The sequence below is a fragment of the Mesorhizobium sp. M8A.F.Ca.ET.181.01.1.1 genome (genome assembly GCF_004792025.1).
Classification (GTDB): Bacteria; Pseudomonadota; Alphaproteobacteria; order Rhizobiales; family Rhizobiaceae; genus Mesorhizobium.
On record NZ_SRTV01000005.1, the window covers coordinates 413,691 to 434,875 of the forward strand.

Here is a 21,185-nt window from a genome sequence, read left to right on the forward strand (position 1 = left end):
TCCCGCGAACTAAGTACGTGAACTGATGCGGGTGAAGTGGCCCATCTTGCGGCCAGGCCGCGCCTCCGCCTTGCCGTAGAGGTGCAGCATCAGGTCGGGCTCGGCGAGCAGGGCTGGAACGCGCAGCACGTCGTCGCCGATCAGGTTCTCCATCACGCAATCGGAGTGGCGATTGGGGCTGCCCAGCGGCAGGCCGGCAATGGCGCGGATGTGTTGCTCGAACTGCGAAACGATGCAGGCGGCTTCGGTCCAATGGCCTGAATTGTGGACGCGGGGCGCGATCTCGTTGGCCAGCAGCGAACCATCGGCCAGCACGAAGAACTCGACACCGATGACGCCGACATAGTCGAGCGCGGACAATATCTTCGACGCGGCGACCTGCGCGGCTACCGCCGTTTCGGGTTTGATGCCGGCCGGCAAGGTCGATGTGTGCAGAATGCCGTCGCGGTGCACGTTTTCGGCCGGATCATAGGCGGCGACCGCCCCATCGATCCCGCGCGCGGCGATGACGGAAACCTCCCGCTCGAAGGGCACGAAGCTCTCCAGGATAAGCGGCACATTGCCCATCGCCTCGCAGGTGCCGGCAAAGCCACCCGTCTCCATGTTGCGGAAGACGCGCTGGCCCTTGCCGTCATAGCCCATGCGCCGCGTCTTCAGGATGCCGCTGCCGCCGAATGCCTTCAGCGCCGCCGTCAACTCGTCGTCCGTGTCGACCGGACGGAAATCGGCGGTGGCGATGCCGATGCTGTTGAGGAATGTCTTTTCGCTCACCCGGTCCTGCGCCACGTCAAGCGCACGCGCTGGCGGATAGACCGCCACCTTGGCGGCAAGCGCGGTTGCAGCGGCCACCGGCACGTTCTCGAACTCGTAGGTGACGACGGCGCTGGCCGCCGCCAGTTCGGCAAGCGCGGCCGGGTCGTCATAGGGGGCCGTAATCTGCTTGTTGGCGACCTGGGCGGCCGGGCAATCCGGTTGCGGCTCCAGCACGGCGGTGCGGTAGCCGAGGCGGGCAGCGGCCATTGCAAGCATGCGGCCGAGCTGGCCGCCGCCAATGATGCCGATCGTCGATCCCGCGGGCAGGCTCACGGCGTGTCCGTCGGTTCGGCCGCGACCTTGGCGGTCTGCGAGGCGCGCCAGGCGTCGAGCCGCTGGGCAAGCTTGTCGTCGTTCAGCGCCAATACGGCGGCGGCCAGGAGGGCGGCGTTGGCCGCGCCTGCCTTGCCGATCGCCAGTGTCCCGACCGGAATGCCGGCCGGCATCTGGACGATGGAGAGCAGAGAATCCTGGCCCGACAGCGCTTTCGATTCCACCGGCACGCCGAACACCGGCAATGGCGTCATTGCCGCCGTCATGCCGGGCAGATGCGCCGCACCCCCGGCTCCGGCGATGATCACCTTGTAGCCGGCCGCCTTGGCGCCCTTGGCGAATTCATAGAGCCGGTCGGGCGTGCGGTGCGCCGAAATGATCAGCCTTTTATGGGGAACGCCAAGCGCCTCCAGCGTTTCGGCCGCCTGGCGCATCGTCGCCCAGTCGGATTGGCTGCCCATGATGATGGCGACGTCGGCGCGTTGATGGTTCAAGCTTCTGCTCCCCGGCGACAAAGGCGCGCCTTAGCGGAATTCGCGCGGGGCCGCAAGGATATGCGGCCATCGGCGAGATGCCGACGGCCACATCCGGCTCATACCGCGGCCTTGCGGAAGCGGGCGACGAAGTCGTCGAGCTCGGGGCGTTCCATGTCGGAGATCGCCCAGTAGGAGAAGGCGCCGTCGCTCCAGTGCACCATCGAGAAGCCGCCCGAGGAAAGATCGTCCGGCTGGGTGGCCTTGCCGCCCTGCTGCGGTTCGGCGACCAGCGTGATCAGGTGCTCGCGATGGCGGTAGACCAGTGCCGGTACCGGCCGGCCTGATATCACCTCGACCCGGCCGCCGATCAGCGCGAAGCCGTCCTGGGCAAGGTCGGGCGCCGGCGGCGAGACACCGATGCGGGCGTCGAGCCACGGCTTGACCGTATGGCGGTCGGAGGAAACGATGTCGATCGGACTCGCGGCGAGCAGGCTGCGGCGATGGCCGCTGGCGACAGCGGCGGCAAAGCCGTCCTCCGCGCCGTTGAACATCACCCATTGCGTCGCGCCGCTGGCCAGCACCGCGCTGATCATGATCGACGCCGCCATGGCGCGCCAGTCGAACGAGCCGAAGCGGCGTGCCCTTGGCGATGTGCGCGCCTGCGAAGGACGCGTCCCGGCTTCCCGTCTCTGGCCTGCGCCGGCGCCCGTGATCAATCCCGGCAGCGCCGACGGCGTGCCGCGCTGCGGCTCGGTCGCCTCTGCGTCGCCTTGCCGTTCGGTATCCGCCATGCCGATTGCCGCGATGCGGGCCAGAAACGCGTCGCTGACTTCGGGGCGGGGCAGGCGGCTGACCGCGCCTCGCAAGGCGACAATGCGGGCATGTTCGGCGGCAAGCCGGGGGTCGGCGGCGATGCGGCGCTCCACGGCAAGGGCGGCCGCGGCATCGAGTTCGCCATCTACAAGGGCGTGGATCATCAGTCTGATACCTTCGGGATCATCGGGCAGTCCGTCGTCGTGCGTCATGACGCTCTCCCCAAATCAGACGTCAGCAGGCCGCGGGCGCGGGCAAGCCTGGACATCACCGTGCCCATCGGCACGTCGAGCATGGCCGCTATTTCACGATAGCTGAGGCCGTTTATGTCGCGCAGCACCAGCGTCTCGCGAAACGGCTGCGGCAGGGCAGCGATCGCAGCCTCTAGTGCCGCCGTATCGGCCCTGGCGATCAGGCTCGCCTCCGGCCCGTCCTCGTCGGGCAGGCTGGTGCCATGGGCCGCCGCCATGTCGTCGAGATCGCAGAGATCGCCGACAGCCATCATGCCGCGCGGCCGGTTGCGCGCCATCCAGGTGTAGGAGGTGTTGCGCACGATGGTCAGCAGCCAGGCACGGGCATTGCCGCCGGCATAGCCTGATATGCCGGCATGCGCCTTGATGCAGGCGTCCTGCACGACATCCTCGGCGTCGGCGGCATTGCCGGTCAGCCAACGGGCCAGCGCCAGCGCATCGCCGAGATGCGGCAGCACCACCTGATTGAAGCGCTCTGCCAAGGCCCTCTCGCTCAAAGCAGCACCATGATCCGATACTCCGGGACGGACTGGGCGCGCCGCCTCAAGATGCGACAGCGATTTTGCCTTGCTTGCGGGAGGAAAGCCGCCGGAAACGGACAAAGTCGCCTGCCGTGCTGAAAGTGAATTCATCTGCATCACCGGTGTCAAGCGCCACAAGGGAGAGCCTGACGACCATCATGCTTGCCAGCGCACGGCGACGGCCGACGCCGCAACCATGGTCGCTGGCCTGGCAATGATGCGGCATGCCGATCTCCTCAACGCCGGAAGTGGCGTATGTCGAGAAGACTTGTCGAGGAGACGATTTATTCCCGCGTGGGCAAATCCGGCTGTTCACAGTCATGTGATCAGCCGGTGCTTTCGGCATTGTTGGTTCGGTTTGGCGATCAATCCGGCCAGCGCGAGACGCCTAGCGAATCCTTGCGGGCGACCTTCATCGCGTCGGCCGGGCGCTCCTTCGCGGTCAGTACGGCGCGCAGGCGCTCGGCGACGATCTCCGCTTCGCCGGGGTGAAGGTTGCAGGGGTCGAGGAAGAAATGGCCGCGCTCGACCTCGTGGTTGCGCACGATGATCGGCGGCGCGCCCGCGGCAAGTGCCGAGGCGAGACCGGCGGCGGTGAAGCGGCTCTCGGGCGAGACGAATATCTGCAGCCGGTCGAGCGGATTGGCGGTGGGATCGGGAATGATGATGGCGGCGATGCCGGGCAGTCCCTGCAACGCATCCTTCCACAGGTTCAGGGCTGCCTCCTCGCGCCGGCGGATGCCGGCATGGTCACGCTTCTCCCAGGCTTCGAGCGCGGCCATGGTGCCGGCGATGCTTTCCTTGCCGACCTTCATGGCGCGCGCGACGCCGCGATTCTGAAGATAGGCGGCCCGTATCAGATCCTTGCGGCCGGTGACGATTCCGCTGGTCGGTCCGCTCAGAAATTTGTGGCCGCTGTAGATGACGACGTCGGCGCCGCGCGCCAGAAAACCGCGCAGATCGTATTCGGACGCGGCATCGACAATCACCGGTACGCCCTTGGCGTGGCAGATCTCCGAGAACTCTTCCAGCGACAGCATGCCGTACTGCACCGTGTGGTGGGCGACGACATAGAGGCCCGCCGCCGTGCGTTCGTTGATCGCTTCGCGCACATGATAGTCTTGGGTGACGCTGACCGTGCCGGCGGGCACCACCTTGGCGCCGGCGACGCGGACCGACTGGTCGATCGGCGCGCCGTAATTGACGATATGGCCGAGCTGGATGACGACTTCCGACTTCAGCCCTTCGGTATCATCGGGCAGGCGCTCGATGGCGAGCAGGTTGGTCCCCGTCATCGCACCGGCGATCGCCATGGTGATGCCGCTGGCGCAGCAGGCGGTGATGAAGCCGGCCTCGCCGCCGGTGAGGCGCGCGACAATGGTGCTCGCGGCGCGCTGCAGATCGTCCATCTCCACCCATTGCGAGGCCATTTCGGCCATGGCGCTGATCGCCTCGGGAACGATGATCGAGGCGCCGAGCGCGGTCATGGTGCCGGAGACGTTGATGATCGGCCGCAAGCCCAGCCGTTCGCGAATGGTGGTGTTGGAGCCGGTGTCGGAATAGGTTTTCATGTGAGCAAATCCCGTTGGTGGCAGGTCAGGCGGCGATCTCGACGACCGCTTCGATTTCGACGGTGATATTTCCAGGCAGCGAGCCGACGCCGATCGCCGAACGGGCATGGCCGCCGATTTTGTCGAAGACATCGGCGAACAGGTCCGAACAGCCATTGACCACCCGTGGGTGGTCGCTGAAGGTCGGCGTCGCGTTGACGAAGCCGAGCAGCTTGACGACGCGCACGATGCGGCCGAGATCGCCGGCTGCCGCATGCATGACGGCAAGCAGATTGAGCCCGGTCAGGCGCGCATGCTCATAGGCCTGTTCGACCGTCACATCCTCCCCCACCTTGCCGGTGCAAAGCGTGCCGTCGGCGCGCAGCGGCCCCTGGCCGGAGAGGAAGATCAATCGCCCGCTCTCGGCATGGGTGACGAAGTTGGCGATGGGCGTCGGCGGCTCGGGCAGCGTCAGGCCGAGTTGGGCGAGCCTGGTATAAGGCGTCATTGATGAAGGCTCCTTGGGGCAGCTTTGGCCGCCTGATGTCAGAAATGCGAGGCGCGGAAGCGCGCCAGGAAGGTGCGGAGGCGTTCGTTGGTGGTCTCCGCCGCGAGGATCTCCTTCGGCGGCCCGACGGCGCTGACGCCGCCATCGGCCATGAAGACGATGCGGCTCGAAGCGTCACGGGCAAAGGCCATTTCGTGGGTGACCATCAGCATGGTCATGCCGTCCTCGGCGAGGCTGCGCACGACGGCCAGCACCTCGCCGACCAGTTCGGGATCGAGGGCGGAGGTGATCTCGTCGAGCAGCAGGATCTTCGGCTCCATGGCCACGGCGCGGGCGATGCCGACGCGCTGCTGCTGGCCGCCGGAGAGCTCGGCGGGCAGGCTGTCGGCCTTGTGGGCAAGGCCGACGCGGCCGAGCCAGTGCTCGGCGATCGAGCGTGCCTCGGCCTCGTTCTTACCCCGCACCTTGGTCAAGCCCAGCATGATGTTGCCGGCTGCCGTCAGGTGCGGGAACAGGTTGAAGCTCTGGAACACCATGCCGGTCTCGGCGCGCATGCTGGCCAAATCGCGTTCGCTGCGGCGCTGGCGCGTTCCGGCCTCGCGATAGCCGACCTCCTTGCCGTCGATGCGGATCGAGCCGCTGTCGTAGCTCTCCAGGAAGTTGACGCAGCGCAGCAGCGTGGTCTTGCCGCTGCCGGAAGGGCCGATGACGGTCACCACCTCGCCGCGCTTCACCTGAAGGCTGACGGAGCGCAACACCTCGACGGCGCCGAAGGCCTTGGAGACATCGCGTACGTCGAGCAATGCGGGATTGGCGTTCGAGGCTTCGGACATCGTGCTATTCCCGGATGAAGGAGAAACGCCGCTCCAGCCGCCGGCTGGCGAGCGAGAGCGCGTAGTTGACCGCGAAATAGATGAGCGCGCCCAGTATATAGAGCGGCATCGCCTCATAGGTGCGGCCGATGACCTGGTTGATGGCCTGCATCAAATCGGTGATGCCAAGCAGCGACACCAGCGCGCTGCCCTTGACCGCGTCGGTGACGCCATTGATCCAGGGCGGCAGGAAGCGCCTGAAGGCCTGCGGAAAGATGACGTAGGTGAGCCGTTGGCGAAAGGTCAGCCCGATCGCCATCGCGGCTTCGGACTGTCCCTTCGGGATGGAGCCGACCGCGCCCCTGAGATACTCGATGACCTGTGCCGTCTTGAACAGGGTCAGCGCCGACACCGCGGCCCAGAACGACGGCAGATGCAGCCCGATCGCCGGCAGGCCGTAATAGACGAAGAACATCAGCACCAGGATCGGAATGCCGCGAATGGTGTCCGAGAAGATGCGCACCGCCCAGCGCAGCGGCGCCGGTCCATAGACCAGGCCGACGCCCAGCAGGACGCCGGCGATGAGCGACAGCACCACGACCAGCAGCGATACCCACAAGGTCACGGCGAACCCTTGGGCGAGGAACGGCAGCGCGTAGAGGATCTGGCCAAGCATGTCAGCGTGCCGCCCTGAACCGGCGCTCGACGAGCCGCAGCCCAAAAAGCATGATGTAGCCGGTCACCAGATACATCGCTGTGGTGACCAGGTAGACCTCGACGATGCGGAAGGTGTTGAAGTTGATCCACTGGGCGCCGAAGGTGAGTTCGGGCACCGAGATGACGGAGGCGATCGAGGTGTCCTTGAACAGCGAGATGAAGGTGTTGGACAGCGCCGGCAGCGTGATGCGCAGCATGGTCGGCAGGCGCACGTGGAGCAGCCTTTGCCAGGGCGTGAGGCCGATCGCCTTGCCGGCGTCGAGCTGGCCGCGCGGGACAGCCTCGAGGCCTGAGCGAAACACTTCGACCAGATAGGCGCCGCTATAGACCGACAGGGTCAGGACAAACGAGGTCGGTGCGCTGTAGGCCAGGTCGACCACGGTCGGCAGGCCGTAGAAGACGAGATAGACGAGCAGGATCAATGGCACGTTGCGGATGAATTCGACATAGGCGGCGATCACCGCCCGCACCGCGCGTCCTGCGGAGACGTACCAGACCGCGAGCACCAGCCCGATGACGACGCCGATGGCGATCGAGATCACGGCAAGCTCCAGGCTGAGCAGCAGGCCGCCCCACAGCTTGTCGAAATGCCGCCAGATCAGATTGAAATTGAGGGCATAGCCCATGCGTCCGCCTCGGTGTGAAGGGCGTCGAGTCGATTACGGAAGGGCTGGAATGCCGCCCTTCCGTAATCCGGGATCAGATGACCGGGAAGCCGGGATGACGCGCCGGCGGTTCCTGGCCGAAATAGTCCTTGAAGGCAGCGTCGTAGAGCGCCGATTCATGGCCGAACATGGCGATGGTGAAGGTCTGGTCGACGAAGGTCAGCCAGTCGAGATCGCCCTGCCGAAGTGCCGCGCCATAAAGCATCGAATACCAGCTCTTGCCGGCATCGAAATATTTGTCGGGATTGCGCGAGGCGAGCCAGCGCACGGTGGACAGATCGACCGCGGCGGCGTCGGCGCGTTTCGATTCCAGCGCCTGCAGCACGTTGGCCTGGGTATCGATCTGCAGCACCTGGGCCTGCGGCAAAGCGTAGTGGACCGAGCTTTCGGCGTCGACATTCTGCAGGATCGAAATGCGGGTTGCCGAACCACCGGCGAGCAGTTTGTCGAAGGTCTTGTTCTCGGCGGTCGGCAGCGTCAGCAAGGCAACGCCTTCGACATAGTAAGGCCGGGAGAAATTGATCAGCTGCGAGCGTTGCGCCGTCATCGTCATGAACTGGATCGTGATGTCGACCTTGTTGGTGGTCACGTTGGGAATGCGCTGCGCCGGGTCCTGCATGACGAACTCGACCTTGGTCGGGTCGTCGAAAAGGCCCTTGGCGAGGATGCGGCCCATGGTGATGTCCATGCCCACCAGTTCGCCGGCATCGTTCTCGAAGTGCCAGGGCGCGTTGGTGCTGCCGGTGCCGACAATCAGCTTGCCTCTGTCGAGCACGGTGCGCAGAAGACTGTCGGATGCGGCTTGCGCGGCGGCCTTCTGGGCATCGACGGTTGCCAGCACCCCGGCGGTGGCCAGTCCCGCCATTCCCAATTTCAGAAAATCACGTCTTCCGGATGTGTCGTTCACGGCGACCTCCTTTCGTGTTGTGTTCCCCTATGCACAGGTCATACACGCGATGGCGATTATCAAAATTGTCTCTTACAAGAGACGCATGTATCCTGTACAAGACAGATACTAACACCGGGAATCGACAATGCAAGATGGCAATGCCCCAGCAATTTCGGCGGACGAGAAGACGACCGCCTCCCGCGAGAAAGGCCTCAACCGGGTCTTGGAGATCCTGGAGTTTCTTCACACCACGCAGCGGGCGATCGGCATTGGCGATCTTGCCAAAGGGGTGAACGCGCCGCGTTCGACCACCTACACGCTGGTGCGGTCGCTGGTCGATGCCGGCCTGCTGGAAATGGCCGGCGACGGCAACCGCGTCTATTTCGGCAAGAAACTCTATCTCTACGGAATGGACTATGTGCGGGGCAACGATTTGTTGCGGCGCGGGCGCCAGGAGGTCGATCATCTGTCGCGCGAGACCGGCGAGACCTCGGAACTGTGCATGCTGCAGAGCGGCCGCTACACGATCGTCCATTCCAGCCCTGGCACCAGGCCGTTCCGCATCAGCTCCGCCACAGGCCTGCAGATACCGCTGCCCTGGACTGCCTCGGGACGGCTGCTTCTTGCGGGGCTGGATAGAGCCGCGATCGAGGCCATGGTGTCCGACGACGACCTCGTGCTGCCCGATGGCCGCAAGCTGCGGCTCGACGATTTCATCGCCGACATCGCAAAGGCCGGGGTGACCGGTTACTGCGTCACTTCGGGCCTGGTCGACGCCTATACGAAATGCCTCGCCGTGCCGGTCTTTTCAGCGCCAGGCAAGGTCGAGGCGACGATGTGCCTGGTGGTTCCGATCGACACGTCGGAGGAGCGGACCGCGGATCTCATCGGCCTGCTGCGCGGCCGCGCCGCCGGGCTCTCGATCGGCGGATAGGCGGAAAAGCGTTCGCGTCTCAGGCGATGATGTCTGGAATGATCTTGTCTTCCAGCTTCATCAGCCGGTCCTTGAGGACAAGCTTCTTCTTCTTCATGCGCTGGATCTGCAGCGGGTCGCAATTCATGGCGATCATCGCGTTGATCGCGGCATCGAAATCGGCGTGTTCCTGCTTCAGCCGGGAAAATTCGAGGCGAGTATCGGCCTGTTCCTGATCGGACATTCTCTACCGTCTGCACGTCTGCGGCGCCCAAAACTGGGCCTGGTTGGGCGGGGGCGGCAATTTCTGCCACCGGCGCGCAGCCCATATCACATTTCATGTTGTCGTGGAATGCTACCACGCAGCATTCGACATCGCCGTCTGATGGTGGCACACTGTCATTGTGCCGTCACAGATACGACCTGCGGTGGACGTGCCTTGGCGGCTGCAATCGAGGAAACCATGAAAGGGAGAACCAATCATGTCTCTTGCATCCCATCTTGATGAGTTGCAGCGGAAACACGGCGACATTGAACGCGAAATCGATGACGCGATGAACCACCCGTCGGTGGACGACCTCGAAATCGTGAATCTCAAGCGACGCAAGCTGGCACTCAAGGATGCGATTGAGAAATTGAGGGCGCAACCAACCACGCATTGATCCTCACGTGATATAGCCGCTCACCACTGGCGGTTTTCCTTGCCGGCGGCGCCAGCCGCCGGTGCAGTGGTTTTAATTTCAGCGATTCCACAAGCCGAAGCTAATATTCGTCAGGGCCGTTTATGCCGGGCCGCCGTAAGGTCGTGCGCTGTTTCAGGGTCCTGGCCGGCACCAATTGCTGCCAGTGGCGACCTGTCGCCATTGACAAGCCATCTTTGCTCCTCCACCTCATGCCCGGACTTCAGCGCATCGGACCCGGCTTGTGCGTCCAAGCGGACGCACGGGCTTCAGAGAGACGCATAGCGCTCCAGAGAGACGCATGGCGCTCCAGAGACAAAAGGCTGCCGGCATGACCGGGTATTTTTCCTTTCCCTTCCCCCGCCGCACCTCGGTCGGCGTCGATGTCGGCGGCGTGGTCGTCGGCGGCGGCGCGCCCGTGGTCGTGCAATCGATGACCAATACCGATACCGCCGATGTCGATCAGACGGTCGCGCAAGTCGCGGCGCTGCACCGCGCCGGCTCCGAGATCGTGCGCATCACCGTTGACCGCGACGAGAGTGCCGCCGCCGTGCCGCGCATCCACGAGCGACTGTTGCGGCTCGGCATCAACGTGCCGCTGGTCGGCGATTTCCACTATATCGGCCACAAGCTGCTGGCCGATCACCCGGACTGCGCCGAGGCGCTTGCCAAGTACCGCATCAATCCCGGCAATGTCGGCTTCAAGGACAAGAAGGACCGGCAGTTCACCGATATCGTCGAGATGGCGATCAAGCACGACAAGCCGGTGCGCATCGGCGTCAACTGGGGCTCGCTCGACCAGGAGCTGTTGACGCGGCTGATGGACGACAACCAGGACAAGGGTTTTCCCCTGACCGCGCAGGAAGTCACGCGCGAGGCGATCGTGCAGTCGGCGATCCTGTCGGCCGAGATGGCCGAAGAGATCGGTCTTGGCCGCGAAAAAATCATCCTGTCGGCCAAGGTCAGCGGCGTGCAGGATCTGATCGCCGTCTACACCGAACTCGCCACCCGTTCCAACCACGCGCTGCATCTCGGCCTCACTGAAGCCGGCATGGGGTCGAAAGGCATCGTTGCTTCTTCCGCCGCCATGGGCATCCTCTTGCAGCAAGGCATCGGCGACACCATCCGAATCTCGCTGACGCCGGAGCCGAATGGCGACCGCACCCGCGAGGTGCAGGTGTCGCAGGAACTGCTGCAGACCATGGGTTTCCGGCAGTTCGTGCCGATCGTCGCGGCCTGCCCCGGCTGCGGCCGCACCACCTCCACCGTGTTTCAGGAACTGGCGCAGAACATCCAGGCGGACCTGCGCAAGAACATGCCGGTGTGGCGTGAGAAATACCCAGGCGTCGAGAACCTCAAGGTCGCGGTGATGGGTTGCATCGTCAACGGCCCGGGTGAGTCCAAGCACGCCGATATCGGCATTTCGCTGCCCGGCACTGGCGAGACGCCGACAGCGCCCGTCTTCGTCGACGGCAAGAAAGCAGCGACCCTGCGCGGGCCGTCGATCGCGGCGGATTTCGAGAAGATGGTCGCCGACTATATCGAACAGAGGTTCGGTCAGGGCGGCAAGGCCGCGGCAGAGTAGGTCAAATGCGGCGTTTCCTGTGGGCGACGCTGATTTTCCTGTGCGGCATGGCCTGGTCGACGCTTGCCCAGGCCGATCCGCCGCAATCGGCCAAGCAGCGGCTGATCGACAAGGTCTGCAACCTGATCCAGGCGCATGCCGACCAGAACGCTCTGCCCCGGGACTTCTTCGCCCGCCTTATCTGGAAGGAAAGCCGTTTCGATCCCAATGCCGTGAGCCCCGTCGGCGCCGAGGGCATTGCCCAGTTCATGCCGGGCACCGCCAAGATGCGGGGGCTTGCCGATTCCTTCGACATCAACCAGGCGATCCCGGCGTCGGCTAGATATCTCGCCGAAATGAAGACCAGTTATGGCAATCTTGGCCTAGCGGCGGCCGCCTACAATGCCGGCGAGAGCCGGGTGTCGCGCTGGCTGAATTCCGGCGGCTTCCTGCCGATGGAGACGGAAAGCTATGTGTTCGACGTCATGGGCGAGCCGGTCGACAAGTTCACGGACCCGGCCTATGCCGGCAAAGTCGAGCCGCTCGATGCCAAGCTGGATTTCGCCGTCGCCTGCCGCAAGCTGCCGGTGATCATGTCGCGGACGGTCGCAATGGCCTCGATCAACATCAAGCCATGGGGCATCCAGGTGGCGGGCAATTTTCGCCGCAGCACGGCGATCGGCCAGTGGCTCAGGGTGCGGGGCCGCTTTCCGGCCCTGCTTGCCGGGCATGATCCTGTGGTGAGCCGGGTGCGCACGCCGATCGGCCGGCGCGGCATCTACGCCGTCAGGATCGGGATCGACGACCGCGCCGCCGCCAATGTCATCTGCCAGAAGCTGCAAAGCGTCGGCGGCGCCTGCGTGGTGGTGCGCAACCGGTAAGGGCCGAGGGCGCGAAGCGCTGCGCCGACAGGTTGGCGGGGCTGGCGCGCTGGCAATATGAGCGTCCACAACCGGATACGCTACGATCTCGAAGTCGAGACGAACGCCCAAACGCCGCTGCAATGTGCCCGTCGCATCGAGCAACGGTTTCAGCTATAGCGGCGGCCACCATCTCTCCTTGGGCAGCAGCCCTGTCATGCGAGCGCCCATGTTCGACGGATACATCATCTGCGGCACGCCCAGAACCGGCAGCACCTTGCTGTGCAAGCTGTTGGCGGCCACCGGAACGACCGGTGATCCCCACTCATTCTACCGGCGGCAGGATGTGTCGGAGTGGGCGCAGGATTGGGGATTGCCCGATCGCGACACGATGGGCGAGCGTGAATTCCAGCTTGCCTATCTCAATGCGGCGATCGGTGCCGGCAAGGGCGATACTGAAATTTTCGGCTTGCGCCTGATGCGGGAGAACCTGGATGAGCTGTCGGCGATCCTCGATCAGGTCTATCCTGGGCTTGAGTCAGACACAGCGCGTTTCGAACGAGCCTTTGGCCGAGTCCTCTACATACACCTGTCGCGCGAAAACAAACTCGCGCAGGCCGTCTCCCTGGTCAAAGCCCGGCAAACCGGTCTTTGGCATATCGCCCCCGACGGAACCGAAATCGAAAGGGTGGGACCTGCCAGGGAACCTCACTATGATTTCGAGCGCATCAAGGGCGAGGTCGAAGAACTGGAAGCCTATGATACGGCCTGGAACATCTGGTTCGCACAACAGGGCATAGCACCATTGCGGATCGGCTATGAGCACCTTGCCGCCGAGCCGGCCGTGGCATTGCTGCGCATCTGCGAAGCCCTGGGCGTCCCGGCGCCGGATGCCGGGCATGTCAGGCCCGGCGTCGCGAAGCTCGCCGACGAGACAAGCCTGGACTGGATGCGCCGGTTTCATCTGGACGCGGCCGTCTGAGGCGTTGGTGGTGGTCAGGCGGTCTTGGCCACCACCGTCTCGCTGAGCCAGGTGCCGATCTTGGCGCCGAGGCGATCGGGCGAAACGGGCTTGGGCAGATAGTCGTCCATGCCGGCCTCGATGCACTTGTCGCGGTCGCCCTTCAGCGCATGCGCGGTGACGCCGATGATCGGGATGTGGCCGCCCGACGCCGCTTCGATCGCCCGGATGGCGCGTGTTGCCTCGTAGCCGTTCATTTCCGGCATCGAGACGTCCATCAGAACCAGCCTCGGATGCAGCGACCGGTACATCTCGACCGCGGTGCGGCCATTGCCGGCGATGCGGTAGCTCAGGCCGAGTCCATTGAGGATCTGGCCGAACACCATCTGGTTCACGTCATTGTCCTCGGCGATGAGGATGTCGATCGGGCTGTTCGGCGCGGCATTCGATTCCGGCACTGTCGCGACCGGTACCGCGGGGCCACGGATAACCGTGAAGGCCGGAGTCGCCTGCATCGGTTGGACCGGTTCGCGAATGAACTGCGCCTTGCCGACCTGCGAGCGCGCCTTCTGGATGACCGAGATGACGGTGCCGAGCAGGACCGCCGACCGCGCCGGCTTGGTCAGGTGCGCCGATATGCCGAAGTCGATGATCATCTTGCCGAAATCGACCTGGTCGACGGAGGTCAGGATCACGACCGGGATGGCGGACAGCCGGCTGTCGGCGGCGATAGCCCGGGCGACATCGGCGCCGTTCATGCCGGGCATCTGATAGTCGAGGATGATGCAGTCGACGCTGGCACCGAGTTGGCAGGCGCGATCGAGGAAGGCGAGGCCCATTGCGCCGCTTTCGGCGGCGGCGCAGTCGAAGCTCCAGCTTCTGAGCTGTTCGAGCAGGATCTCGCGGTTGACCGGATTGTCGTCGATGACCAGCACGCGCGCGCCGGTGACGTCCACCGGGACGACAGCGTCGCGCGCCTCGGCACGGTGGACCGGCAGCGGCACGGCGAACCAGAAGACGGAACCGCGGCCGATCTCGCTCTCGACGCCGATCTTGCCGGCCATCAGGTCGACGAGACGGGCGGCGATGGCAAGCCCGAGGCCGGTGCCTTCATGACGGCGGGTCGAAGACCCGTCGACCTGGGCGAACTTCTCGAACACGTTTTGCAATTTCTCGGCCGGGATGCCGATGCCGGTGTCCTCGACGCGCAGCTTCAGCTGGACGACGTCGTTGATGGTTTCGCCGCCGACATCGATCAGCACATGGCCCTTCTCGGTGAATTTCACCGCATTGCCGACCAGGTTGGTGACGATCTGCCGAAAGCGACCGGCGTCGCCGACGACATAGGCCGGCAGCCGAGGATCGACACGCACGATGAGTTCCAGGTTCTTCTCGGCAACGCGTGCCGAGACCAGTGTCGCCACATCCTCCACCGCTTCCGAGAGACGGAAGGGGGCAGGATCGAGCGTCAGCTGCCCGGCATTGATCTTCGAGAAATCGAGGATGTCGTTGATGATGGTGAGAAGCGCGTTGCCCGATTTGACGATGACGTCGGTGAAGGTCTTCTGACGCGGGTTCAGTTCGGTCTTGGCCAGCAATTCGGCCATGCCGAGCACGCCGTTCATCGGGGTGCGGATCTCGTGGCTCATATTGGCGAGGAATTCCGACTTGGCACGGTCGGCCGCCTCGGCCTTGAACAAGGATTCGGCCGACTGGGCAAAGGCGCGGCGGATCGCCTGTTCCATCGGCCGGAAGATCCAGAAGGCAACGATGGCGAGCACGGCAAACAACAGGCCGCTCGCCCACAAAAGCAGCCGGTCGCCGGAGGCGTCCGCCAGATGGCGTTCGTCGTCCATCGCGGTGCGGACACGCACCAGCATGGGCTGAACGAACAGGTCGTTCTGGTTGCGGATTTCGCGAGAACTCCATTCATCGGTCTTTTGCGCCACCGACATCAGGTTGAAGTTGCGAACCATGTCACGCGGCGACCAGAACAGATCGCCATTGACGGAAGCGGCCGCCAGCTCGTTGACGGTCTTGACCGACAGGCGCGGGCGGATCGCGGCGAGCTGGGCGCTCAGCGTCTCGATCTCGCCGGTCAGTCGCTCGGAATGGTCGCGCGCCGAAGCCGTCAGCGCATCGCGCGTCTCGATCCGCCAGGCGGAACTGGTTGTCTCGGCGAAGCTGGTGGCGTTGCGCAGGTCGCGGGTGAAAACGACGAGATTGCTGCTCAGCGCATCGATTTCATGGCGCAAGGAATTGACGCGATTGAGCGCAACCATGATGGCGGCCGAAGCCAGCGCGAAAACCAACAGTCCCGAAAGATAACGTATCCGGACGGACCGGATGAAGGAAGAATATTCCGGCATGCGCAACCCCAACACATACGCATTATTTTAATGGTCGGGATTACGCTTCATTTACATTAAGATTTCGTTGGCGCACCGCAGGTCAATGCATGCGCTGCGGGGACGCGGCGGATCGGATCGATGCGGTGACGCCGAGCCGTCGACCATGCGCAACCCGATATGGGGCCTGCCGTCAGCTGTTGCGGGTTGCCACGAAAGTCGCGGCGGCCTTGAGCAGGGCCGCCTTTTCGCCATAGGGTTCGAGCAACGCGTGCGCCTGGCCGACGAGACCGTCGAGCTGCTTGCGAGCCCAATCCGCGCCGTGCAAGGCCACCAGCGTACCCTTGCCCGCGGCGGCATCCTTGCCGGTCGCCTTGCCCATCTGCCTGGCGTCGGCCGTCAGATCCAGCAGGTCGTCGGCGAGCTGGAAGGCAAGGCCGATCGCCGAACCGAACTCGGCCAGCCTTTCCATGTCATCCGATCGTGCACCGGCCAAGATCGCACCCGCCTCGCAGGCGAAACGGATCAGTGCACCGGTCTTCATCGCCTGCAGCCGGATGATGCCGGCCTCGTCCGGTCGCACCTGCTCGGCTTCGAGATCGAGCTTCTGGCCGCCGACCATCCCGCCGGCCCCGGCGGCGCGGGCGAGCGCCAGCACAAGGGCTGCGCGCCGCTCGGCCGGCAGCGCGGTCGCCTCGCCGGCGAGGATGTCGAAGGCGAGCGTCAGCAGTGCGTCGCCGGCAAGTATCGCGGTTGCCTCGTCGAAGGCCTTGTGCACGGTCGGCTGGCCGCGGCGCAGGTCGTCGTCGTCCATCGCCGGCAAGTCATCATGGATCAGCGAATAGCAATGCACGCATTCAAGTGCGGCCGCGACGCGCAGCGCCGCTTCGCCATCGGCGGAAAACAAGGCAGCACTTTCCATGACCAGGAAGGGGCGCAGGCGTTTGCCGCCGTTCAGCACGCCATGGCGCATCGCCGCCATCAGGCGATCGGGCCTCGCGATCTCGCCCGAAAGCGGGCGGTCGTCGAGCAACCGACGCAGCATCACCTCGACGGCGGCCGCGCGTCTGATGAGCGCCATTTCGAACGCTATTTCGTCGTCATTCGTCATGGCCGGGACCGGTAGCCGACACTCAGACGTTGCGCAAGAAGGCAAGCGCCATTATGCCGGAGCGGTAAGAGCCCGTTTGGAAACTCACCTCCTGCGGTCATCTGAAGGCATTTTCCGCGCTTCCGGTGCTCACGTACTCGAATGTACGCTCCGCTCCGGTGCTCGAAAACACCGTCTTATGACCCTCGGGAGCGCGTTTCGAGACGAGCTTCGTGGCACGGGTTGGGCGGCTTGGCGGAACCGATCGTCGATCATGAGACCGAAAAGCTGGACATGGCGACGAGATCGCGAGGCGTGAACCGCCGCAATCTCAGGCGCTGGGTCCGGCGCGGCATCGTCGTGGCCGCGGTGCTGGCGCTTGTCCCGGTGGTGCTGACCTTTCTCTACCTGCCGTCCTTCGTGCATCCGGTGTCGACACTGATGCTGAAGGACCTGGCGACCTTCTCCGGCTACGACCGGCGCTGGGTGTCCATCGATGACGTGGCGCCCGTGCTCGCCCATTCGGTCATCATGTCGGAAGATGGGCAGTTCTGTTTCCACCGCGGCGTCGATCTCGGCGAGCTCAGGGGCGTCGTCGACGATGCGCTGGCCGGCGAGGCGACGCGCGGTGCATCGACCATCACCATGCAGACGGTGAAGAACCTCTTCCTCTGGTCGCGGCCGCTGGGCTCGGTGCGCAAGGTCGTAGAGCTGCCGCTGGCCGTCTATTTCGACGCGGTGATGTCGAAACGACGCATCATGGAAATCTATCTCAACATTGCCGAATGGGGGCCGGGCATCTATGGCATCGAGGCGGCGGCGCAGCACCATTTCGGCATTCCGGCAAAACAATTGTCCAGACGGCAGGCGGCCCTTCTCGCCGTCACGCTGCCCAATCCGATCGCCCGCAATCCCGCAAAGCCCGGGCCGGGCCTCAGGCGGCTGGCCAACCTGATCGAGCGGCGCGCCGGCCGCTCGGGCGCCTATGTCGGCTGCCTGGACTAGCCGGCACAAAAAAGATTCACCGCAGCGCTGGCCAAAACGGTGTCAGGCGTGTATAGGCACCCGACTTTCTCAGATTTAGGCCCCGACATGGCCCTTTCACGAGGGCGGGCGGGGCTTTTGACCATGTAGTGGAGCATATCCATGGCCGTTCCGAAACGCAAAACCTCTCCGTCCAAGCGCGGCATGCGCCGCTCGGCCGACGCCCTCAAGGCCCCGACCTATGTCGAGGACAAGAATTCCGGCGAAATGCGCCGCCCGCACCACATCGACCTGAAGACCGGCATGTATCGCGGTCGCCAGGTGCTGACTCCCAAGGAAAGCTGAGCCCAGCTTTTCCCTGGGTTTGAGTAACAAAGGACCGGCCTCTGGCCGGTCTTTTTGCGTTTGGCGGCCCATGCTCCGACCGCCGAGCCTCGAGCGGCGCAGTTCATCTCGTTGCCTGCTCCCTTTCCACGTGACTTCGGCGTGCATCCTCAGGGGATGGTCGGCCCCTGCGTGAACGCACCGTGGCCCAGTACCGGCCACTGCCAAGTTCCCAAAATCGAACAAACGCTCGCCGAGGCAGCCGAGGCAGGTGGCCACCGCCCCCCTGCTGCTCGATGTTTTTCGATCGATATGGGATTGCTCTGTACGGTTTCTTATGCAATTTTCTGAATAATAGTCGGAAATCGACACAAATGGGGAAATGAATGTGGATTTCGTCAGCACGAGTGACCTCGACGACACCGAACAGGCGGTGCTTTCCCAGCTCAAGGTCGACGGGCGGATGTCGAGTGTCGATATCGCCAAGCGCATCGGCGTCACTGAAGCGACCGTGCGGCGCAAGATGGCCCGCGTGCTCGAGGATCCGGATATCTCGATCCAGGCGGTCGTCCGGCCTTTGCGCAGCGATGTCGGCATCGCGGCCATCGTCGGGCTCGACGTCGACCGCGAGCACATCATCAGCGTTGCCCGCAAACTGTCGGAATACTCGTTCGTCGACAGCGTCTACGCCATGACCGGGCCGTTCGACATCATCATCCAGCTTACATTGCCGTCGACGACCAGCCTGCACGACTTCCTGGTCAGCGAACTGGCGAACGTTCCCGGGATCAAGGATTCCGAGAGCTACATGATCGGCCGCGTGTTCAAGCACTCAGGCCGGGCCTACCAGCGCAGTAAAACAGAAGAAAAAAGAGGGTAACAACAATGGGTGAGTTCTTTTTCGCATCGCGCCGCCGCGTCCTGTCCCTGTTTGCCGCCGCGCCGCTCGTCCTGTCATTCGCGTCCGCCTCCCATGCCGATGGTCTAGTCGACCAGATCAAGCAGCGCGGCACCATCGTCGTCGGCACGGAGGCCGCGTTCGAACCGTTCGAGTTCGTGCGCGACGGCCAGATCGTCGGCTACAACAAGGACATTCTGGACTATGCAGTCAGCCAGCTCGGCGTGAAGCTCGACCAGCTCAACCTGCCGTTCCAGGGGCTGCTGCCGGGACTGCTCGCCAAGAAGTTCGATCTCATGGCCACCTCGACCGGCATCAATCCCGAGCGGGCGGCGAAATATGCCTATACGCGGCCGACGGGCTCGTTCGAGAACGTCATCGTCGTGCGCGCGGACGAGGAACGCATCAAGAAGCCGGAGGACATCAACGGCATGGTCGTGGCGACGCAGCTTGCCTCTTCAGTGCAGCCCATCATCGAGGCCTATGACAAGGAGCTCAAGGACAAGGGCGGCAAGGGGGTCGGCGAGCTGAAGCTCTTCACGTCCTTCCCCGAGACCCACGTCGCGCTCGCCTCGGGCCAGGTCGACGCCATCGTCATCGCCTCGCCTTCGGCGGCCGTGCTGATGAAGAACGTCCCAGACACCTACAAGGTCGTCGGCTCGATCGGTGAATTCTCCTATCTCTCCTGGGTGGTGCGGCCTGAGGACAAGGATCTGCGCGAATTCATCAACGCCAAGATCGGCGAGCTGAAGGACAGCGGCAAGCTCAAGGAGCTGCAGTTGAAATGGTTCGGCTTCGAGATGAAGACGCCGGACCAGGGCTATCTGCCGCCCGGCGCACTCTGAGCCCCGAACATGTCTGGCGCGGCGCGGACGATGCGCTGCCGCTGATAGCGCCCGCGCCGACGCCAGACGATGCTTTTCCGTTCGAGCTGAAAAATGTTCCATTTTTCAAAGACGCTGACCTTTCTGCCGCAATTCCTGACCGGTGCCGCCATCACGCTCGGGGTCTCGGCGCTGGGGTTCCTGGTCGGCACGCTGATCGGCTTCGGCCTGCTTGCCTGCGGCCGGTCGCGGTGGCGCGTGGTCCGCTGGATAGGCGCGCTCTACACCAGCTTCATCCGCGGCACGCCGCTGATCGTGCAGATCTTCGTGGTCTATTACGTGCTGCCCGGCCTGGTCGGCATCGACCTGCCGCCGCTTCTGGCGGGTGTGCTGGCGCTCAGCTTCAACAGCGCGGCCTTCGTCGCCGAGATCCTGCGCGCCGGGCTGACGCGCATTCCCGCAGGCCAGTATGAGGCGGCCAAGGCGCTTGGCCTGAAGCCTGTCGTGACCTGGTTCAAGATCATCCTGCCGCAACTCTTGCGCGCCGTCATTCCGCCGATGGTCAACGAGTTCACCATGCTGGTGAAGGCGTCGTCCATCCTGTCGGTGATAGCGGTGGTGGAACTCACGCGCACGGCGCAGAACATCATGAACGTCACCTACCGGCCGGTCGAGGCGTTCTGCGTGGCGGCGGTGCTGTACTTCATCGTGTTGTTCTCCTGCAGCCTGCTGACCAGGCACCTGGAGCGCAAGGCGGACGGGGCGCGGGCATGAGCTTCGACGTCTCCGTCATCGCCGACAATTGGCAGATTCTCGCCAAGGGCTTCGGCAACACCGTGCTGATGTGCGCCGTCTCCCTGCCGCTGGGCTTCGCTCTCGGCATCTTGCTGGCGCTGGTCAGGCTGCGCGGCGGGCGGCTGCCGGCGGCGATCGTCTCGGCCTATGTCGAGCTGTTCCGCAACATCCCGTTCCTGATCCAGATATTCCTGTTGTTCTACGCCTTGCCGATGTTCGGCATCAGGCTTTCGCCGGTCGTGGTCTCGGTCGGCGCGCTGTCGGCCTATGCCAGCGCCTATTCCGCCGAAATCATCAGGGGCGCGATCCAGTCCATATCGCGGGGCCAGGTCGAGGCCGGCTACGCGCTGGGGCTGCGCTACCTCACCATCTTCCGCAAGATCCTGGTGCCGCAAGTGCTCGGCTATATCTTGCCGGCCGCCACCAACCTCACCATCACGCTGATCAAGGAATCGGCGATCCTGTCGGCGATCACCGTCCCCGAACTCACCTACATGGCTCAGAACGTCATCGGCCGAACCTTCTCGCCGGTGGAGATCTTCACCGCCATCGCATTGCTGTACTGGGGCCTGACCGCCCTTGTCGCGGCGATCTCGCGCAGCCTGGAGCACAGGCTGCAGCCCCATCTCGCGGCCCGCCGTGGCGCCTGATCCCAA

General features: G+C 64.3%; 26 protein-coding genes. 12 read left to right on the forward strand and 14 right to left on the reverse strand.

The window, feature by feature from the left end:
* Positions 1–9: 9 nt before the first annotated feature.
* The 11 genes from EN824_RS20495 to EN824_RS20545 all read right to left on the reverse strand — a co-directional run bounded on the left by EN824_RS20495 (position 10) and on the right by EN824_RS20545 (position 8,264).
* A complete protein-coding gene (locus tag EN824_RS20495; RefSeq protein WP_135863159.1) occupies positions 10–1,086 on the reverse strand; it encodes a 5-(carboxyamino)imidazole ribonucleotide synthase in 1,077 nt (358 codons plus the stop codon).
* Complete coding sequence (purE, locus tag EN824_RS20500; RefSeq protein ID WP_135863157.1) at positions 1,083–1,580, reverse strand: 5-(carboxyamino)imidazole ribonucleotide mutase; 498 nt, start codon at positions 1,578–1,580, stop codon at positions 1,083–1,085. Before purE ends, EN824_RS20495 begins: the two co-directional genes overlap by 4 nt.
* Positions 1,581–1,678: 98 nt before the next feature.
* Positions 1,679–2,587: an anti-sigma factor gene (locus EN824_RS20505; RefSeq protein ID WP_127278471.1), complete on the reverse strand. Its 909-nt coding sequence runs from the start codon at positions 2,585–2,587 to the stop codon at positions 1,679–1,681.
* Positions 2,584–3,123, reverse strand: coding sequence for a sigma-70 family RNA polymerase sigma factor (locus EN824_RS20510; RefSeq protein WP_127278470.1), 540 nt, complete (start codon positions 3,121–3,123; stop codon positions 2,584–2,586). The genes EN824_RS20505 and EN824_RS20510 overlap by 4 nt, the downstream gene beginning before the upstream one ends.
* A gap of 46 nt (positions 3,124–3,169) precedes the next feature.
* Entirely contained in the window at positions 3,170–3,493 is a 324-nt protein-coding gene (locus tag EN824_RS20515) for a hypothetical protein (protein ID WP_127278469.1), read from the reverse strand.
* A gap of 19 nt (positions 3,494–3,512) precedes the next feature.
* Positions 3,513–4,718 carry an aminotransferase class V-fold PLP-dependent enzyme gene (locus tag EN824_RS20520; protein ID WP_127278468.1) on the reverse strand — a complete coding sequence of 402 codons (1,206 nt, stop codon included), beginning with the start codon at positions 4,716–4,718 and terminating at the stop codon, positions 3,513–3,515.
* A gap of 25 nt (positions 4,719–4,743) precedes the next feature.
* Complete coding sequence (locus EN824_RS20525; RefSeq protein WP_127278467.1) at positions 4,744–5,205, reverse strand: RidA family protein; 462 nt, start codon at positions 5,203–5,205, stop codon at positions 4,744–4,746.
* A gap of 38 nt (positions 5,206–5,243) precedes the next feature.
* Positions 5,244–6,038: an amino acid ABC transporter ATP-binding protein gene (locus EN824_RS20530; RefSeq protein WP_127278466.1), complete on the reverse strand. Its 795-nt coding sequence runs from the start codon at positions 6,036–6,038 to the stop codon at positions 5,244–5,246.
* A 4-nt stretch (positions 6,039–6,042) separates the two neighbouring features.
* Positions 6,043–6,693, reverse strand: coding sequence for an amino acid ABC transporter permease (locus EN824_RS20535; RefSeq protein WP_127278465.1), 651 nt, complete (start codon positions 6,691–6,693; stop codon positions 6,043–6,045).
* A 1-nt stretch (position 6,694) separates the two neighbouring features.
* Positions 6,695–7,360, reverse strand: coding sequence for an amino acid ABC transporter permease (locus tag EN824_RS20540; protein ID WP_135863155.1), 666 nt, complete (start codon positions 7,358–7,360; stop codon positions 6,695–6,697).
* 73 nt (positions 7,361–7,433) lie between these two features.
* Positions 7,434–8,264, reverse strand: a complete 831-nt coding sequence (locus EN824_RS20545; RefSeq protein ID WP_171892286.1) for a transporter substrate-binding domain-containing protein — start codon at positions 8,262–8,264, stop codon at positions 7,434–7,436.
* A gap of 169 nt (positions 8,265–8,433) precedes the next feature.
* Between EN824_RS20545 and EN824_RS20550 the strand changes: the two genes are divergently transcribed.
* Entirely contained in the window at positions 8,434–9,222 is a 789-nt protein-coding gene (locus tag EN824_RS20550) for an IclR family transcriptional regulator (protein ID WP_127278463.1), read from the forward strand.
* A 19-nt stretch (positions 9,223–9,241) separates the two neighbouring features.
* Here the strand turns inward: EN824_RS20550 and EN824_RS20555 are convergent, their stop codons facing one another.
* A complete protein-coding gene (locus EN824_RS20555; RefSeq protein WP_127278462.1) occupies positions 9,242–9,445 on the reverse strand; it encodes a YdcH family protein in 204 nt (67 codons plus the stop codon).
* 238 nt (positions 9,446–9,683) lie between these two features.
* Here EN824_RS20555 and EN824_RS20560 point away from each other — a divergent pair, with 238 nt between their 5' ends.
* The 5 genes from EN824_RS20560 (at position 9,684) to EN824_RS20580 (ending at position 13,287) form a co-directional block, all read left to right on the forward strand.
* Positions 9,684–9,863, forward strand: coding sequence for a YdcH family protein (locus tag EN824_RS20560; RefSeq protein WP_127278461.1), 180 nt, complete (start codon positions 9,684–9,686; stop codon positions 9,861–9,863).
* Positions 9,864–10,212: 349 nt separating this feature from the next.
* The gene (gene ispG, locus EN824_RS20565; protein WP_127872170.1) at positions 10,213–11,466 is read left to right on the forward strand and encodes a flavodoxin-dependent (E)-4-hydroxy-3-methylbut-2-enyl-diphosphate synthase; all 1,254 of its coding nucleotides are present in this window, start codon (positions 10,213–10,215) and stop codon (positions 11,464–11,466) included.
* Positions 11,467–11,471: 5 nt separating this feature from the next.
* Positions 11,472–12,326, forward strand: coding sequence for a lytic transglycosylase domain-containing protein (locus EN824_RS20570; RefSeq protein ID WP_135932638.1), 855 nt, complete (start codon positions 11,472–11,474; stop codon positions 12,324–12,326).
* Between the two features lie 57 nt (positions 12,327–12,383).
* Positions 12,384–12,485, forward strand: a complete 102-nt coding sequence (locus EN824_RS36095) for a hypothetical protein (RefSeq protein ID WP_245491608.1) — start codon at positions 12,384–12,386, stop codon at positions 12,483–12,485.
* 49 nt (positions 12,486–12,534) lie between these two features.
* The gene (locus EN824_RS20580) at positions 12,535–13,287 is read left to right on the forward strand and encodes a Stf0 family sulfotransferase (RefSeq protein WP_189343597.1); all 753 of its coding nucleotides are present in this window, start codon (positions 12,535–12,537) and stop codon (positions 13,285–13,287) included.
* Positions 13,288–13,301: 14 nt separating this feature from the next.
* On the opposite strand, the gene EN824_RS20585 is transcribed toward EN824_RS20580, so the two are convergent.
* A complete protein-coding gene (locus EN824_RS20585) occupies positions 13,302–15,635 on the reverse strand; it encodes a response regulator (RefSeq protein WP_135863150.1) in 2,334 nt (777 codons plus the stop codon).
* Between the two features lie 172 nt (positions 15,636–15,807).
* On the reverse strand, positions 15,808–16,725 hold the full coding sequence (locus tag EN824_RS20590) for a polyprenyl synthetase family protein (RefSeq protein WP_135863148.1): 918 nt from the start codon (positions 16,723–16,725) through the stop codon (positions 15,808–15,810).
* Between the two features lie 222 nt (positions 16,726–16,947).
* On the opposite strand from EN824_RS20590, the gene EN824_RS20595 reads away from it, so the two are divergent.
* The 6 genes from EN824_RS20595 to EN824_RS20620 all read left to right on the forward strand — a co-directional run bounded on the left by EN824_RS20595 (position 16,948) and on the right by EN824_RS20620 (position 21,179).
* Positions 16,948–17,709 carry a transglycosylase domain-containing protein gene (locus EN824_RS20595; RefSeq protein WP_135863146.1) on the forward strand — a complete coding sequence of 254 codons (762 nt, stop codon included), beginning with the start codon at positions 16,948–16,950 and terminating at the stop codon, positions 17,707–17,709.
* A gap of 141 nt (positions 17,710–17,850) precedes the next feature.
* Complete coding sequence (gene rpmF, locus EN824_RS20600; RefSeq protein ID WP_008834724.1) at positions 17,851–18,033, forward strand: 50S ribosomal protein L32; 183 nt, start codon at positions 17,851–17,853, stop codon at positions 18,031–18,033.
* A gap of 367 nt (positions 18,034–18,400) precedes the next feature.
* Positions 18,401–18,892, forward strand: a complete 492-nt coding sequence (locus EN824_RS20605) for an Lrp/AsnC family transcriptional regulator (RefSeq protein ID WP_189343579.1) — start codon at positions 18,401–18,403, stop codon at positions 18,890–18,892.
* Between the two features lie 5 nt (positions 18,893–18,897).
* On the forward strand, positions 18,898–19,755 hold the full coding sequence (locus EN824_RS20610; RefSeq protein ID WP_135863142.1) for a transporter substrate-binding domain-containing protein: 858 nt from the start codon (positions 18,898–18,900) through the stop codon (positions 19,753–19,755).
* Between the two features lie 93 nt (positions 19,756–19,848).
* Positions 19,849–20,508 (forward strand): amino acid ABC transporter permease, encoded by a 660-nt coding sequence (locus EN824_RS20615; protein WP_135863140.1) that lies wholly within the window; start codon positions 19,849–19,851, stop codon positions 20,506–20,508.
* The gene (locus EN824_RS20620) at positions 20,505–21,179 is read left to right on the forward strand and encodes an amino acid ABC transporter permease (protein WP_135863138.1); all 675 of its coding nucleotides are present in this window, start codon (positions 20,505–20,507) and stop codon (positions 21,177–21,179) included. The genes EN824_RS20615 and EN824_RS20620 overlap by 4 nt, the downstream gene beginning before the upstream one ends.
* Positions 21,180–21,185 lie beyond the last annotated feature (6 nt).